The following is a 15,624-nucleotide window of genomic DNA, read 5'->3' as shown; positions in this document are numbered from 1 at the left end:
TCTATTTGATAGACGTTAGATTTTAGGACAAAGCGTGTTCTAATTTTTCTTTCCATTTTTCCCAATTGGGAGATAATGTATTTTGTAAATCATAGAATTCCTTATTATGATTGTGATGAACTAAATGACATAATTCGTGAATTACAACATATTCAATACTTCCTTTTGGGGCTTTTATTAATTCTGTGTTTAGAATTATTTTGCCTGATTTAGTGCAACTTCCCCAACGTTTTTGCATTAATCTTATATCTAAAATAGGTTTTTCGATTTTGTACTTATTAAATTTTTCTAAAGAAATTTCGAGCAATTCTTCAAAATGGACAATTGCTTTTTCCTTGTACCATTCATTTAATTTTTTCTCTAAATATTCCGGATTGTTTTTTTTAGTTTTCATAATCATTGCGCCTCTATAAATCTTTATTTCATTTATAGTATCTTCAATAATTTGTAACTTATATTGTCTACCTAGATACAAATGTGTTTCTCCATTAACATATTTACGCTCTGGAGTATTTGGTTTGTAACTACAAAAAAAAGCTTGCTGTTTTAATATCCAATTGGCTTTTAATTTTACTTTTTTATTGATTTCTATTAAATCCGCATCAAATGGAGCAATAACCAATACCAAACCATCAGGCAATACTTTTATGCCTAATGATTTTCTTTCAGCAAAAGACAATTTATATTCAATGCTTTTACTGCCATAATTGACTTGTTGACTTGATTGTAGCATTAAATGTATTTTAGTTTAGCAATTTTAATTACTTCGTCTATTAATTCATCAATTTTATCAAATGAAAATTGCGTATCGTATTGTTGCTGTTTTTCGAAAAGTAAATCATCGAGATTATTTTTCAATTCTTTCTCAATTTCAGTATTGGTTTGCCAATCAATAATAAGTGTATTGTTTTCAAATACTATATTCTTTATACAATCTTCTATTTCTAATGCTGTACCAGCTTGTACTTCTTTTGGTTCTGGTGCATTGCTAAAACTATTTTGTAAAACTGCATTTATCAGATTGTAGAAAGCAATTGCATTTGGTTTATCTTGGATAGCATTTGGTACATTATTTTGTTTTCCAGTTAAGAATTGATTTTCATATTCTTTAGCTTTTTGTAAATAAAGTGCTTCATCAATTCGATGCTGATGATAATCATTTATAGCTTCTCTAATTAATGCCGACAAACTTTTATAGAAGATGGGATCTTCATTCATTTTGACATTAATTGCCTTGACGGTACGAGTTGCAATGTGATCCGCTTTTGCTGCTTTTCCAATTACTTTTTCTACTTCAGCTTCTCTTTTTTCTCTATCAAAAATATTTACTAGTTCGGTTATTTTTAATACTTCGCCTTCCGTAGTTATATGTTTATCTATTAACTTTTGAACTTGTGGTTCATAAGCTGAATAATCTAAATCATCAAAATATCTTCGCTTAACATCTACTCTCAATTGCAAGAAAAACTTACTGTCCTTTTTGTATTTATCAATGGTTTTCTCGTTTTTAATATCATTAAATTCTATTGATGCCATTGCTAATTTAAACAAACGAACAAAAGCCGAAAGTTTTTCATAAAAGGGATGTCTTATGCTTTCATCATTTAATAATTCGGAATATGCTTCTGCATCGTATTTGTTTTTTATCGTTTTGAAAATATCCCATAACTCGCTGTGTGCCTGTGGTAATTTTTCTATCTCCTTGTTTATGTTTATTATTGTTCCTGATAGTTCTTCTAATTCAAAGTCATTTAGTCCGCTGTATGTATTTAGAGCATTGTCCAGATTTTCTAAATTTCCAAAATAATCGATTATAAAACCATATTCTTTTCCAGGCGCAACTCTATTTACCCTTGCAATAGCTTGAAGTAAAGTATGCTCTTTTAAACTTCTAGTAATGTATAATACTTGATTATTTGGTGCATCGAAACCAGTTAATAATTTATCTACTACAATAATTATTTCAGGTTGTTCTTGCTTTTTGAAAGCACTAATTACTGATTTTTCGTAATCTAATTGTTTTCCATATTTACCCATCATTGCTTTGTAAAACTTCAAGACTACATCTTCGTTTTCCTCAAAAGCATCTTCGTGATTTTCTCTTGTATCGGGTGCAGAAATTAACACCTCACAACTTACTTTTCCTATTTCTTTTAAGTATTCTCGGTATTTTATTGCGCTGGTTTTGTTGGGTGCTACTAATTGTCCTTTGAAACCAGTCCCTTGAATGTTTGCTTCAAAATGCTCGCTAATATCCCAAGCTCTTGCATAAATCACTTGGTCGGCTTTATTAATTTGATTGGTTGAACTGAATTTTCTTTTTAATGCAACTTTTCCATAAGGTGTTGCAGGTTCCGAAATTTTATCGAAATAGGTGTCTAATGGTTTATCATTTACCTCAATTAGATTGTGTCTTCCCTCATAAAGCAACGGTACTACAGCTTTATCTTCAACGGCATCCGTTATAGAATAAACATCAATTAGACCTCCAAATTTATTGGCAGTACTTTTTTCTTTTTTCATTAATGGAGTTCCTGTAAATGCGACAAAACAGGCATTAGGGAAAACCTTTTGCATTTTTACATTAAATGTACCATACTGGCTTCGGTGTCCTTCGTCAATCAATACAAAAATATTAGGCGAAGTAAAACCTTCTTTTGATTGGTTTATAGCAGCTTCAAATTTGTGTATCAATGTTGTAATTACTGCATCGGTTGGGCTATTAATTAGTTCTACTAAATGTTTTCCGGTTTGTGCTTCTTCTACATCAACGTGACATTTTTGAAATGTTTCTGTTATTTGTGTATTTAAATCTATTCTATCGGTAACTAGAATTATTTTTGGATTTTTTATCTCTTTTTGGGTTGCAATTAATTGCGCCAACATTACCATTGTCAACGATTTTCCACTTCCTTGTGTATGCCAAATCACACCACCAGTTCGCTTTCCATTAGCATCGGCAATACTGATTTTTTTTAGTGTTTCTTTGATTGCAAAATATTGCTGGTATCGGGTTATTTTCTTAATGCCATCATCATAAATTATGTAATTAAAAATCAAGTCTAAAATTCTTGATTTTTGACATAAACTGAATACTAATTTATCTTGTTCGGTTACAATTACTTCTTCTTTTTCTAGTTGATTGAAATAATGTAATACACTGCCAAATCGTTGTTTGAAAATGGCTGTTCGCTCTGTGTTAGGCAATTCGCTGTTTTTTAGTTGTCTAATTGCATCGCCATACTGTATTCCTTCTTCCTTGGTACGGAATACTTCTTTCCATACACTCCAAAACTCTTTTTGTGTGGCTGTCGTGGCATATCTTGCCTCGTTTACTGCTAATGACAACACCATATTAGAATATTGGTATAATCCTCTTATTCCGTCCTCTAATTGGTTTCTTAAATGTTGTGATATTCCTTGTGTTACAGGATCTTTTATCACATTACTTTTGCATTCAATTACTACCATTGGAATTCCATTGATGAACAAAACAATATCTGGACGATAGGTGTCGTTTCTTTCGCTGCGCAGTACGGCATATTCTTCGGTAACGTGGAATGTATTATTCTCAATGTTTTTCCAATCGATATATTGAAAAGAAAAACTTTTTTTATCGTTTAGAATGGTTTGTTCCAAACTTTTGCCCAAAGTTATAAGGTCATAAATTGCCTGATTTGCCTTTATAAAACCATCCTGTATTGGTAATTCCCGCAAAGCGATAATTGCAGCATTGATATTGCTCTCTGAAAAAGAAAACTCTTTGTCCTTGTATTGAATACTATTTATTTTTTCGAGTTGTTTTTTTAAAATAGGTTCCAGTAATACATTACTGGTTCTACCGCCACGTAATTCCATTGCTTCATCTGGCGATACATATTGATATCCCATTTTTATGAGCAACTGTAATGCTGGAATTTGACTGATATGGTCTTCAATATAGGATGGAATACTCATTATGAATCTATGTTTTTTGATTGATTGTACAATTCTCCCAATTCGTGTAATTTGGCTTGAAGTAATTTTTTATCAATTAATTTGGTGGTGTACTCTGCTACTTTTGTTGGTGATAGTGAACGGCTCATTGCAATTTCTACAATCTCATCGTCTTTACTTTTACAAAGTATTATTCCGATGCTTGGATTTTCGTGTGGCTGTTTATGATCCCTGTCGAGTGCTTCTAAATAGAAGTTCATTTTACCTAAATACTCGGGTTTGAAATCGGTAATTTTTAGTTCAAAAGCCACCAAACATTGTAATGATCTGTGATAGAATAATAAATCTACTTCATAATCTCTATTAGCTACTTGTACTCTGTATTCTTCGCCAACAAAAGAAAAATTATTTCCAATTTCTAAAATAAATTTCTTTAGGTTTTTTACTATTGATTTTTGTAAATCTCTTTCACTGAAATCATCACCTAATTCTAAAAACTCTAATGAATAAATGTCTCTTAAGTGCTCGTTTATCTTGGCTGGTAATTGTGTCGCCAGTGGCGACACTTTTTTATTGCTTAAAGCATAGCGTTCAAAATAACCACTATCGATTTGTCTTCTGACTTCTAATTTGCCCCATTTCTCTTTCGAAGCCATAATCAAATAAAATAGTTTCTCTTCGGGTAACTTACAAGCTGATAAAATCTCCAAGTGAACTGACCAACTTAATTGTGTCTGCAATGCAGAGACAATTGTTTTTTCGTTATTATCGTCATTTTCTAATTGTGTCGCCACTGGTGACACTTTTTCATTTTGTGTTTTTTGCAATTGTGTCAACGCAGTTGACACAAATTCAAAACTTAAATGTGTCGGAGGTGCTGATACATTTTTATTATTTTTATTTTCAGTATTTAGACTAGCAATATTTTGAAATACAACATCAAATTCCGATCCTGGACAATAGGTTTCGTAAAACTGTTTCATACGGTATAAACCCCTACGATTAAATGATTTTAATGTAGGCATTTCGGTTTGAATGTAATCCGCTAATTGTTGCACAGTACCTTGTCCCCAAGTGCTTTGTGCCACTTTTTGGCTAACTGTTTTACCAATATCAAAGTATAATGTTACCAAAGCAGTGTTGGTATATTGTCTTACTCTGCCTTGTGTTTCTTGTATTAGTTTTACAATATTGCCAAATTCTGGATTTTGAATGTTGCTCATAAAATTAACTATTTACTATTTCTATCACTTTTGTAAATCCACCATTAGCTGTGTTTTGATCATAAAGATATAAAGGCATATCAGCTTTTGGCATCCAAACTCTACCCATTTCTACTGCTTTGGCAATAGGCATAGCAGGGAAAATATGGATTGGAGTCTGTGCATCATATTTAGCTTTTATGAGATTAAATAATTTCCTAATTGCAATACTAAAATCTTCTAAATGTTTTTTACTTTTTAAATAATCATTGAATGGATTATCTATCGTAAATGTAAAAACATCGCAATCCTCGCCTAATACTTGAGTAATTCTATCATTAGTAATAGTAGCACTTAAAGAAATATTTAAAGCTACTGTTTTATGTTTTTTCTCAGGTTCAATTAGTGTGTATTTAACCTCTGCAGTATCATCGTCTAAATTCCAAGTATCTGGATTACGTACTTTTTGGTTAATTTGACAGGTGTAAATATCATTAATCAATGTACCTAATTTCACTAATAATGGAATTGGAGCAAAAGCAAAAACTGATAGATGCTTGATTTCTCCTTTTGCATAATTCTGGAATAATTTTCTATCGAATTGTGCTTCTAAATTTGCTACTTCTGTTGTCCAAAATGCAGTGTCTCTATCTCTTTGTATACTATTGGATAAACTTAAGTCAATAGTGTCCGCCATAGCTGGATAATATGTTGGCTTAAGGAATTGACTTACTGTTTGGTAGCTCATTTCTGGTGTAAATTGCCCTACGTTGGCTTTATATGTAAGTATATGACTTTGCATATTTGGAGCAATTGCAGTAGCATTCTCAATGCGGGCTTCGTGTTCTTTTTTCATTTTCACAAGCAATGTTTCCGGATGACCTGCTACATCAGCTCTATCAATTAATCTATGATGGGTATCGCAAAGCAACATTAAATTAGTAATATCGTCTTTTAGTAAAGGAGAACGAACGGCATCGCCTCTTGGACCACCAGGAACATCAGCTACAATATGAGCAATGTATGACTGATTGAAATTTCGTTTGGTTAAAATATCTTGTGTCAAAGAACAATTGCATCCCCTATATTGACATCTTCCGCCCGATTTTACCCAAAGTAAATATTTATTTTTATCTGTTATACTTGTTACGCTCATGATGTTTTAATTTTTTTAGTTACTAGAAATAATTAATTCAGCTATTTCTGTTGCAATTTCTTCTACAGTATAAGCGGAAGTGTTTCTTGCTACTTTATCTGAAAGTGATGGAGAAAAATCAATTACTTCTTTTTTAGTAATATTGTGCCAAATAGGCAAAACGACTTGTTCGCCTGTGACAGCTTTAGAAATAATACCATCTAACTCATAATTTGTCCAACCTTTTTTGATAAAATCTTTCGATAAAACCACAATACCGAATTTGCTATTTACCAATCCTTTGTCAATTTTTCTTCTTAAGCTATCGCCAATTTTCATTTCAAATTCATCATACCAAACTGTCAAACCTTCTTTTTGTAGTGCATGAACAAGAGGCCTGACAACCTCTTCCTTATCTTCTGAAGCGTGAGAAATAAAAACATCATATTTTTTTTCATCCTCAACAGAATCATATGGATTATGCTCTTCTTTATGAATTAACGAAGGTACTGTTGCAAGTGATGGTTCTCTATATGTTGGCAAAGCAGATGGTAATACTTTTACAGAAGACCTTACGGTGCCACGCAACCCCTGCATATCAACAGTAACATACCAATGTCCTGAATTTTTAACACCTAAAACTACTGGAGACTTAGTAATTAAACCTCCATAATAAGTATGTCTCCTTCCGTTTTTATAATTACTGTAATTAGAACTATCCATTAGTCTAACGTTAGCTGCACTACCTTGTAAAGTTACCTGAACTCTTTCGCCAGCTTTTAAATTCCCTAAATCATATACATTAAAATTCATATATTCTTATTTTAGATTTTTACTCTCACTTTACCTGTTAATAATTGTTGCATCAATCCTTTTTTCTGTAATTGTAGGTTTGTTATCTTTTCTTTATATAATAAAATCTCTTCATCTACCTTGTCCAGTACTTCTGCAATAATTTTCTGTTCTTTAATATTTGGAACAGGTATTTTTAACTTTAAAAATTCACTTTGCCCTAATGTTTTATTTCTACCGGCACCTCCTGGAGAGGCTAAACCCAATAAATTTTTACCTTTTTGAGATTTAAAAAAATGCAATAGATAATCTAAATTTAATTCATCAGCCACAGGCTTAAACATCGGAAATCTATGAGATGCAATCATTCCGACCTCATTTAATGTGGTTTTTGCTATTGCATGCTCCCATGCAAATACAATATTTAAAATAAAACAGTTTGCTTCAATATGAAAAACTGATTTATTTCCAAGACTCAGACCACTTACTTCTTCTTTATAAAAAATACCTTTAGTATGGGAACGAATACCAATCTGTTTATAATATTTTTGAGGATCTGGTGTTAAAGGGTTTTTAACTCTATTTAATAATTTCGAAAGCGAAACAAGATTAATGACCTCATTCTTATTATTCTTTTTTTTATTAAATAATAAATTATATGCTAACCATTTTTTTTGTTTTATTAATTCTTCTAATATCAATATGCTTTTGTTAATTGCAATATCCCAAGTAGTAAGTATGGATGCTATTTTTTGTTGTTCTTGTATTGATGGAAAAGGAATTGTCAATAACTGATACTCTGAAATCCAATATCTTTTATGGTCTGATGAGATAAAATTTATTTGTTGCATCGCATTGAAAACAAACTTGAAATCAAAATCATTATTCTCTTTTGGAACTAATATTTTTGCAGCAGATGAACGAATCTGAAAAGGGAAATCAACATATTTATTGTCTGTTGTAAAATCATCAAATAAAATAATTGGAAGTTTGTTAAATGTTTTATCATTATTACTTGTATATCCTAAAATAAAAGATTTACCTGCTGTCAAAACTGGAATACAATTTACACTAGATTTTTCTTTTTCAATATATTTAGAAATGAAGTTAGTTGGTTGAACATAATCTAAAAAATATCCAAGTTCTTTAGCTTCCCAACCATTATAGACCTTTCCTATATCAGTAAATTTACTAATCATGTTTTCGGTATGTTTTTTAGTTTTAGTTTCTACTTTCATTTTTATTATTTTTCTGAAATTTTAGGTTTGTTTTTAACAGGGTGTATACCCCCTCCAGTCCATTCTCCTGTTCCTAGCCAAATTTCGTAATGGTATAACCATTCATAAGCCCAAGGAATAACTGTTGTTGCTAACAACATTGATTTATTCCATTCCGTACCATCGGGATAATACAGACACAAATGTTGTTTCTTTTGGTCATAACAATGTGGCAATTTTGATTCTCCTATTGCTAATTCAAGTTTAGGATTTAGTATGTAAATTTTAGGCGCACTTGTCGTTTTTGATGATCCTAATCTATTTCTTGATCCGTTTATTTTATAAACTAATTTAATTTCATATTTATCACCTAAAGGAGAAGGCATAATTGTATGCGTCCAAGTTAGTTCTTGGCCGTGAAAAGTTGTAACTATTGAGTTTGGAAACATCTTTTTAATATTGGCTGCTTGAATCGCAATTGATACTTGATTATTTTTCAGTCCCATAAAATTTGTGAGGTTTAATTGCGCTTGCTCCAGCTGATGATAAGCCTACTGCTGCATCGAAACGATTATTTCCTTGTTCAGTTAATAATTGTTTACGATTTCCAATATTGCTGAATGTTTTTTTTACGGCATTATCTCCAAATGATTCTGAAAGAGTTCTAATAATATTATGCTGCCCATTTTGTTGAGCAGAATTATTAATATCAAATTTCACCTTTTTCAACCAATCATTAAATTTTCTTTCTTTGGCTGGAGTATCTCTCCAACGGTCAGCAAAATTTTCAGATATATTTACAGGATTGCCTACAAATCTATATGGTTCTCCAGTATCTTGGTCAAGCTTATTTTCAACAAATAAGTGCATTCTATCTATTACTCCAACTAAGGCATCAAGGACATTAGTTTGTCCTTCATAGGCATAAGCTGCTAAAGTGGTAATAATTACAGAAATAGGTTTTTCTTTGTCATCTTTAAACATCATATCTCTATGGCGTTTTAAAATTTGAACCACTCTTTGTAAAGGCAATCTTCTCTTTTGGAATTTAGGTACAGGTTGAATAGATTCGTTTAAAGAGAAAAGTTTGAGATTACTGGTTTCTGCTCTGTCAATAAACCATTTTGCATAACCAAAAGGATTACTTTGTAACCAATGATCAGGATCAGTTGCCACTTCATAGTTTAATAATTCTTTATCTGTTATTCGAATTGCTAAACTATCAAAATTAATGTTTCTAGATTCTGAAAAAAATTTGGTCAATACTACATTGTAGCCATTAGCAATAACAGCTGGAAGAATATCCATATGGTACTGGTCATTATTTATAGAGTTTTCTCTGTATTTTAAAGTCCAACATCTTCTTCCTTCTTCATCAAGAATTGATTCATATTTTTTATGAGATTCTAATTGTTCCTTGACAATATCCTTTAAGTCTTTTTGTGTCCATCTAGGATTTTTACCTGTTAATTCACATACTAAATCAATATCAATATCCTGACCATCTGTATAAGGCTGAATAGTCGTGCCAATTAAAAATGAACCTTGTGGTTTTACACTTGGACTATAAGGTTTCAATTTGGAATCATCATTACAAAGCCAATTTCCAACTGCATTATAACTGGTTACAGCTGCATTAAATTGACTTTCTGTTATGTCCAGAGTTTCTCCTAATTCATCTAATATTTCACTGAATTCTGTTTTTTGTTGTATTGTTAGCATATTATATAAAGTTTAGTTCCTTCAAGTAGTTTTCCATTTGGTTTTCTACTTCGGTTAGTTGTTTTTTAAGTTCGGTAATATTGGTATGCGTGGCTTTAATATCTACTTCTTCCTCTTCTTCAAAAGTATCTACATAACGAGGGATATTAAGGTTGTAATCGTTTTCTATAATGTCAGCCATTGTTGCACGATAGCTGTATTTGTCTTCAATAATAGCCCCTTTTTCGGTCGTTAGTGGCGTAGCAGTTTTAAACTCTTTCAATGCTGTTACAATATGCTCGATGTCAATTTCTCTTAACTTATTTTGATTTTTCCCATTCTCGAATTCACGACTGGCATCAATAAACAAAATGTCTTTATTAGCTCCTTTTCCTCTATTGAAAATTAATATAGCAGCAGGAATTCCTGTGCCAAAAAAGAGATTGGCAGGCAAACCAATAACAGCTTCTAATAAATTTTCGTCAATTAGTTTTTTACGAATTTGCCCCTCGCTACTGCTACGAAACAATACGCCGTGTGGTACAATTACTCCCACTTTACCCACATCTTCATAGGTAGTTTCTATCATGTGACTGATAAAAGCATAATCTCCTTTGCTCTTTGGAGGAACACCTCTATGGAAACGATTAAACTGGTCGGAAGCGGCTGTATCCGCTCCCCATTTGTCAAGTGAAAATGGGGGATTTGCTCCCACAATATGGAATTTCATCAATTTGTCATTTTCCAATAGCTTTGGATTATTGATAGTATCGCCCCATTCTATAGTAGCACTGTCTTGTTCGTGCAAAAACATATTCATACGGCATAATGCCCAAGTACTGCCGTTGTTTTCTTGTCCATAAAGAGAATAGTTTTTACCCTCAATTTCATCGGCCATTTTAATCAACAGAGAGCCCGACCCTGCGGTGGGATCACACATTCTGTTACCGGGCTGTGGATCCAGTAGTTTTGCCAATAGTGTACTGACTTCGCTTGGCGTGTAAAACTCTCCGGATTTTTTACCACTTTCTCCAGCAAATTTTGAGATTAAAAATTCATAACTATCTCCAATGACGTCATTGTTTTTTAAGTGTGATGGTTGTAAATCCAGTTCTGAAAAATCAACCAATAAGTTTTTCATAATAGCATTACGCTGTTTGGTTTGACCAAAAACCGTTTCAGAATTGAAAGAAATACTACGGAAAACCATTGCTAATTTGGAACGGTTAGCATCCTCTAAAGCTGTTAAACCGATATCGATAATTTCTCCAATGTTAGGTTCGTTTCGATTTTGGAATAAGTAATCAAAATTGCTTATTTCCGGCAATATAAAACGCTCTCTCTGTAGTTGGCGTTTTACCATTTCTTCATTGTCGGGGTACTTAATGCGGTATTGTTCAACTTTGTCTTTCCAAACATCAGACAGGTATTTTATAAATAATAGTGTCAATATATAATCCTTGTATTGTTCACTTCCCATTACTGGGCGTAAAGTATCACAAGCTTTCCAAACAATATTATTGATTTCCTTTTGAGTAATTTTATTCTCTGCCATGGTGGTTATTTTTGGAGCTATTATTTTTTATTATTATTTACTAAATCGTTTAAAGAAGCAATATCGTTTTTTTCTAAATAAGTACCTAAATGCATATCGCTTCTTACATTCAAATCAATATTATACTTCTGTTCGATAGTGCCTATGTGTGTATCACTTCTTTTTTGTCTTAATTCTCCGTTGTCATTTCTGCTTCTGTCGCCTCTCATTCCTGGAGCATCATTTTTTATTTTTGCCATCTTGTGATTATTTTATAATTGTTGAAATTGTCGTTTGAAATAATTTTTGTTTTTCTTTGATAATGTTATTGGTAAGCTCCATATCTTTTAGATATAATTCCTGTAATGCTACCACTTTTTGTTGTTCTTCTAATGGTATTAGATTAAATGTAAAATCTGCTAATTCATTTTTGCGAATGGATGGAATTGTACTTCCTGCACCTGACTGCTGAAAATGCAATATGTTTTTAGGAAGATTGAGTACTGAAACCAAATAAGCCGGAATGATTCTAGTTTTATCAGTTCGTAAAATAAAAAATATGGATGATGCAATTGCCTTACCAAGCTCTTCCTTATACAATGTGGCAAAAAAGCGAAATCCTTTTGCCACGAAAAGAATATCTTCATTTTGCAAAAGATTTGCTGTTACTTTTTGGTCTTCTTCTAAATAGGTGTCGTTTTCTACAATATATTGTCCAAATTCATTGAAATGTTTTGCTTGTAAATACGGAATAGTGCCTTTTTTACTGGGTTGTCCGTAATATCCGAACTGAATATTTGCAATTTCTTTTAACTTAACTTCCATTTCATTATTTTTGTAATGTTATTCATTTCTGATACAAATGTACATAAATAAATGAAATAAACAAATTTATTTTATTGTACAATTATTCAAAAATATATTTTAAGCTTTTTTGGATAGGGTGTAGTGGAATAATATGCAAAACTTTTCTTATTTATTAAATAGTCGAAACGCTATATTTATATGGGTTTTGAGTGCAAATTGGAACATGTGGTTTATTAGTTTGCTTTAAATTTGTTTTGTTGACTCTGCATTTATAAAAAATATAAAATAGACAAATACAGTACTTTAAATGTAAATTTTTTTATAGGAAAAATTAAAAATAATTAGTTTGTATCGCTTACAAAATGTCCCAATAAAAATAAAATTAGGTTCGGTTGATTCTTTATGTGTGTAGGCTTATTTGGCTGAAAACACACTCTTTTTGTAAATCCTCAAAAGATTTGTATGAGGAAAACGTGGCCTGACCTTATTGCGAACTGAAGATATATTAGTATTTATACATTGCCTTTGGGCTTATCTTTTTGCACCAAATGCTGTAAATCAGGATCATTTTTAATACGCTCCAATTCAGTCGCAATAACCTGAATAATATCCAGTTTTATTTGTCTGTAATTAGCTTCGATTTCCTGCTTCATCATATCTTCTCCTGTGTCATTTACAAAAAATAAAATTTCCGGTATTTTTTGATAAGCTTTAGTTTCGGCTGCTACTTTTCCGTTATCGACAACAATTTCAGCATGGAAGATTTTCTGCTCGATACGTTCATCAAAATTGTCCGATACAGCTCCTACAAAAACACCTTGGGTCAATGTGGAAATTTTAGATGCAGGAATGAGGCTGTCCAATTGAGTAGAAATTGATGTTGACGTATCATTACGGTTGATTGATAAACTTTGTCTTTTCTGTAATACTTTCCCAAAACGTTCCGAAAGAGTTTTTGCTGTTTCTCCTACCACTTGGCCACTGAATATATTACCTACAGTATTTTGTATAACCTTACTTTCTTTGTCTCCATAATCACGGGTTAATTGTGAAAAATCCTGAAATCCCAAACAAACCGCAACTTTATTGCTTCGTGCTGTTGCAATAAGGTTATCGAGTCCTCGAAAGTAGATTGTCGGCAGCTCATCTATAATGACAGAACTCTTTAACTGTCCTTTCTTATTAATGAGTTTTACAATACGAGAATTATACAACCCCAGCGCAGCAGAGTAAATATTTTGTCGATCTGGATTGTTGCCTACACATAATATTTTCGGTTCTTTGGGATTATTGATGTCTAATGAAAAATCATCACCGGTCATAACCCAATAAAGCTGAGGTGAAATCATTCTTGACAAAGGGATTTTTGCAGATGCTATCTGTCCCTGCAACTGGTCTTGTGCGCCACCTTGCCAAGCATCCATAAAAGGTGATAGATAATTTTCTAGATCAGAATAGGAAGTCAGAATAGTAAACACGTCAGAATACTTTTTATTTAGTAATTCAATGGCGTGAGGAAACGTACAGTATTTGCCGTTTTCATAGATTTTAAGAAACCAAATGATGGCAGCCAATAATATGATTGGAGATTCTACGAAAAAATCTCCCTGTTTCTGTATCCAGCTTCGGTTTAGGTTCAGCATAATGGTGTAAGCTGCTTCGTAAGCATCGGAAATATCAGTCATGAAATCAGGATTGAGGGGATTACAACGATGACTTTTTCTTGGATCATCAAAATTAATGATGTAGAATTTAGGTTTTACTTTGTATTTATCCGAGTATATTAGCAAATGGTTATATGCAATTGTAGAAAGGTCGTCGAATTTAAAATCATAGATGTACATTGAAAACCCTTTCTCAATATGCTGTTTGATATAGTTGTTTACAACAGCATATGATTTGCCCGAACCGGGTGTGCCTAATACAATTGTTGCCCTAAAAGGATTTACAATATTAATCCATCCATTATGCTGTTTTTTGTTGTACCAGAACTTAGTCGGCAGATTCACGGAATACTCGTTTTCCATTAGTTTGGTTTCCTGCATAAAACTTTCATTCTCATTATTGAATACATCGTCCATTAGGTTGGTACGGAGCAGCCGGCTAATCCAAACTCCTGTTACCATCAGCGAGATATAGCCCAAACCTGTGGTAAGGATATAAAGAAATGTAGCGATGTTTAATGACAGTTTTAATAAGGGTGTGTTCAGAAAAAACAGCACAAACCCAATTCCCAACGTCATATATATTTTAGACCATGTTATTTTTTCATTCTTGACACCTTTTGTTCCCAAACAACTCAAAGCCAGCAAGAGCAAAGCAAATATTTTGGTGTAAAGCGTATGGGAAAACAGGTTCACCGTTCGATCAAAGTTTCTCAATATTTTATTGACTACCTCCAGTGTCCAGCTTCTTTCTAAAAAGAACCCATAACAGAACCAGTAAAAGTGCATCAGCACAATCAGTATACTTACCGCTCTCATAAATGCCATAATCTTGGCTAAACCTCTTAAATCGTCTTCTCCCTGCATTTTCTAAATATTAAATGTTCGGGCGTTAATTTAAAGGATGTGCAGAGTGGCTATAAAAAAGTGGCAGACATTAGCGGTGGGTGACAGTGTTTGGCGTTAATTGGTTCCAATCAAGTTCAGATTTTATAACGATTTTTTTATTAAATTTAAACTTTTGATTTTTTTGACTTACTCATCAATTTGATAATCAATATTAAAGGAAATAATATGAATTGGAATAATCCTGATGCTGATCCTGGAGAAAGTGAAGAGGAATATGAAGCCCGGAAAAGAGAAGAAAGTGAGGCCGCTACAGGGCTAATGTTTATCGTCGTTGAGGGTTTTATTTTCGTCTTAAAAATAGCTGCTATTTTCGGTATGTTTTTTTATGCCGGATTTTTACTGTCTCAAAAGTTCTGGGGAGAAGAAACTGACAAATTTAAAATTTGGGGTTTCTCTCTATTATTTACCTACCTTATTTTCTGCATCATTTATTTCTTCAAAGGAACTATCATTGGCTTGCAGGCAAAGAACAGGAAATTATGGATATTACCGTGGGTAATCTGTGTGTTAATATGCTGTATTATTCCCGCATTAATAGTAAAATCATTCGTTGCTGGTATGTTCAATCTAACAGAACGACAAGGTTTATTGTGTATTGGATTGAGTTGGGGAGCATTTATATTTTTTTCATTATATGTTTATGGTATTTATCAGTTCAAGACACCAACTGTTCCAAAGATTTTGTACTGGAGCTATGCTTTGGGATTGAAAGTGTCTTTATAATCAT

13 protein-coding genes are annotated in these 15,624 nt (G+C 32.4%); 1 reads left to right on the top strand and 12 read right to left on the bottom strand.

Going from position 1 to position 15,624, the window contains the following annotated elements; all coding sequences use genetic code 11:
- Positions 1-22: 22 nt before the first annotated feature.
- The 12 genes from HQN62_RS14065 to mobC all read right to left on the bottom strand — a co-directional run bounded on the left by HQN62_RS14065 (position 23) and on the right by mobC (position 14,855).
- Positions 23-733, bottom strand: coding sequence for a M48 family metallopeptidase (locus tag HQN62_RS14065; RefSeq protein ID WP_173504847.1), 711 nt, complete (start codon positions 731-733; stop codon positions 23-25).
- Positions 733-3,957 carry a type I restriction endonuclease subunit R gene (locus HQN62_RS14060; RefSeq protein ID WP_173504846.1) on the bottom strand — a complete coding sequence of 1,075 codons (3,225 nt, stop codon included), beginning with the start codon at positions 3,955-3,957 and terminating at the stop codon, positions 733-735. The genes HQN62_RS14065 and HQN62_RS14060 overlap by 1 nt, the downstream gene beginning before the upstream one ends.
- Positions 3,957-5,159 (bottom strand): PDDEXK nuclease domain-containing protein, encoded by a 1,203-nt coding sequence (locus tag HQN62_RS14055; protein WP_173504845.1) that lies wholly within the window; start codon positions 5,157-5,159, stop codon positions 3,957-3,959. The genes HQN62_RS14060 and HQN62_RS14055 overlap by 1 nt, the downstream gene beginning before the upstream one ends.
- Positions 5,160-5,163: 4 nt before the next feature.
- Positions 5,164-6,294 (bottom strand): SAVED domain-containing protein, encoded by a 1,131-nt coding sequence (locus HQN62_RS14050; protein ID WP_173504844.1) that lies wholly within the window; start codon positions 6,292-6,294, stop codon positions 5,164-5,166.
- Positions 6,295-6,309: 15 nt separating this feature from the next.
- Complete coding sequence (locus tag HQN62_RS14045; protein ID WP_173504843.1) at positions 6,310-7,086, bottom strand: DUF1883 domain-containing protein; 777 nt, start codon at positions 7,084-7,086, stop codon at positions 6,310-6,312.
- A gap of 11 nt (positions 7,087-7,097) precedes the next feature.
- Positions 7,098-8,303 carry a restriction endonuclease subunit S gene (locus tag HQN62_RS14040; RefSeq protein ID WP_173504842.1) on the bottom strand — a complete coding sequence of 402 codons (1,206 nt, stop codon included), beginning with the start codon at positions 8,301-8,303 and terminating at the stop codon, positions 7,098-7,100.
- Between the two features lie 5 nt (positions 8,304-8,308).
- Positions 8,309-8,788, bottom strand: a complete 480-nt coding sequence (locus HQN62_RS18860) for a type II CBASS E2 protein (protein WP_217362494.1) — start codon at positions 8,786-8,788, stop codon at positions 8,309-8,311.
- Complete coding sequence (locus tag HQN62_RS14030) at positions 8,772-10,004, bottom strand: nucleotidyltransferase domain-containing protein (RefSeq protein WP_173504841.1); 1,233 nt, start codon at positions 10,002-10,004, stop codon at positions 8,772-8,774. Before HQN62_RS14030 ends, HQN62_RS18860 begins: the two co-directional genes overlap by 17 nt.
- 1 nt (position 10,005) lies before the next feature.
- Entirely contained in the window at positions 10,006-11,538 is a 1,533-nt protein-coding gene (locus tag HQN62_RS14025; RefSeq protein ID WP_173504840.1) for a type I restriction-modification system subunit M, read from the bottom strand.
- Positions 11,539-11,558: 20 nt separating this feature from the next.
- Entirely contained in the window at positions 11,559-11,777 is a 219-nt protein-coding gene (locus HQN62_RS14020; protein ID WP_089480688.1) for a hypothetical protein, read from the bottom strand.
- Between the two features lie 7 nt (positions 11,778-11,784).
- Positions 11,785-12,342: a restriction endonuclease subunit S gene (locus HQN62_RS14015; protein ID WP_173504839.1), complete on the bottom strand. Its 558-nt coding sequence runs from the start codon at positions 12,340-12,342 to the stop codon at positions 11,785-11,787.
- Between the two features lie 494 nt (positions 12,343-12,836).
- Entirely contained in the window at positions 12,837-14,855 is a 2,019-nt protein-coding gene (mobC, locus tag HQN62_RS14010; protein ID WP_173504838.1) for a conjugal transfer protein MobC, read from the bottom strand.
- A gap of 207 nt (positions 14,856-15,062) precedes the next feature.
- On the opposite strand from mobC, the gene HQN62_RS14005 reads away from it, so the two are divergent.
- On the top strand, positions 15,063-15,620 hold the full coding sequence (locus HQN62_RS14005; RefSeq protein WP_173504837.1) for a hypothetical protein: 558 nt from the start codon (positions 15,063-15,065) through the stop codon (positions 15,618-15,620).
- The last annotated feature ends 4 nt before the right edge of the window (positions 15,621-15,624 follow it).

It is taken from the genome of Flavobacterium sp. M31R6 (assembly GCF_013284035.1).
Taxonomy (GTDB): Bacteria; Bacteroidota; Bacteroidia; order Flavobacteriales; family Flavobacteriaceae; genus Flavobacterium.
This window is presented reverse-complemented; position numbering and strand designations above follow the sequence as displayed.

What these genes read in the sequence shown, in the direction of transcription:
- HQN62_RS14065 (WP_173504847.1), bottom strand. Translation starts at nt 733, where the DNA reads ATGCTACAATCAAGTCAACAAGTCAATTATGGCAGTAAAAGCATTGAA.
- HQN62_RS14060 (WP_173504846.1), bottom strand. Translation starts at nt 3,957, where the DNA reads ATGAGTATTCCATCCTATATTGAAGACCATATCAGTCAAATTCCAGCA.
- HQN62_RS14055 (WP_173504845.1), bottom strand. Translation starts at nt 5,159, where the DNA reads ATGAGCAACATTCAAAATCCAGAATTTGGCAATATTGTAAAACTAATA.
- HQN62_RS14050 (WP_173504844.1), bottom strand. Translation starts at nt 6,294, where the DNA reads ATGAGCGTAACAAGTATAACAGATAAAAATAAATATTTACTTTGGGTA.
- HQN62_RS14045 (WP_173504843.1), bottom strand. Translation starts at nt 7,086, where the DNA reads ATGAATTTTAATGTATATGATTTAGGGAATTTAAAAGCTGGCGAAAGA.
- HQN62_RS14040 (WP_173504842.1), bottom strand. Translation starts at nt 8,303, where the DNA reads ATGAAAGTAGAAACTAAAACTAAAAAACATACCGAAAACATGATTAGT.
- HQN62_RS18860 (WP_217362494.1), bottom strand. Translation starts at nt 8,788, where the DNA reads ATGGGACTGAAAAATAATCAAGTATCAATTGCGATTCAAGCAGCCAAT.
- HQN62_RS14030 (WP_173504841.1), bottom strand. Translation starts at nt 10,004, where the DNA reads ATGCTAACAATACAACAAAAAACAGAATTCAGTGAAATATTAGATGAA.
- HQN62_RS14025 (WP_173504840.1), bottom strand. Translation starts at nt 11,538, where the DNA reads ATGGCAGAGAATAAAATTACTCAAAAGGAAATCAATAATATTGTTTGG.
- HQN62_RS14020 (WP_089480688.1), bottom strand. Translation starts at nt 11,777, where the DNA reads ATGGCAAAAATAAAAAATGATGCTCCAGGAATGAGAGGCGACAGAAGC.
- HQN62_RS14015 (WP_173504839.1), bottom strand. Translation starts at nt 12,342, where the DNA reads ATGGAAGTTAAGTTAAAAGAAATTGCAAATATTCAGTTCGGATATTAC.
- mobC (WP_173504838.1), bottom strand. Translation starts at nt 14,855, where the DNA reads ATGCAGGGAGAAGACGATTTAAGAGGTTTAGCCAAGATTATGGCATTT.
- HQN62_RS14005 (WP_173504837.1), top strand. Translation starts at nt 15,063, where the DNA reads ATGAATTGGAATAATCCTGATGCTGATCCTGGAGAAAGTGAAGAGGAA.